Origin of the sequence: Haloarcula terrestris (assembly GCF_031624315.1) — an archaeon.
Lineage (GTDB): Archaea > Halobacteriota > Halobacteria > Halobacteriales > Haloarculaceae > Haloarcula > Haloarcula terrestris.
Genome location: NZ_JAMQOM010000040.1, coordinates 1 through 580, shown reverse-complemented (window position 1 = coordinate 580; position 580 = coordinate 1). Strand labels below are relative to the sequence as shown.

At 56.2% G+C, this 580-nt stretch carries 1 rRNA gene; it reads left to right on the top strand.

Features of this window, described 5'->3' with window-relative positions:
- Window positions 1–580: ribosomal RNA gene (locus NDI54_RS21415) — 23S ribosomal RNA — on the top strand; the annotation flags it as partial.

Genomic DNA, 580 nt, shown 5'->3' with positions numbered 1-580 from the left:
GAAGCGGACGAACGGCGGTATAGGGAAACGTGATTCAACCTGGGGCCCGTGAAAAGACGAGCATGATGTCCGTACCGAGAACCGACACAGGTGTCCATGGCGGCGAAAGCCAAGGCCTGTCGGGAGCAACCAACGTTAGGGAATTCGGCAAGTTAGTCCCGTACCTTCGGAAGAAGGGATGCCTGCTCCGGAACGGAGCAGGTCGCAGTGACTCGGAAGCTCGGACTGTCTAGTAACAACACAGGTGACCGCAAATCCGCAAGGACTCGTACGGTCACTGAATCCTGCCCAGTGCAGGTATCTGAACACCTCGTACAAGAGGACGAAGGACCTGTCAACGGCGGGGGTAACTATGACCCTCTTAAGGTAGCGTAGTACCTTGCCGCATCAGTAGCGGCTTGCATGAATGGATTAACCAGAGCTTCACTGTCCCAACGTTGGGCCCGGTGAACTGTACATTCCAGTGCGGAGTCTGGAGACACCCAGGGGGAAGCGAAGACCCTATGGAGCTTTACTGCAGGCTGTCGCTGAGACGTGGTCGCCGATGTGCAGCATAGGTAGGAGACATTACACAGGTACC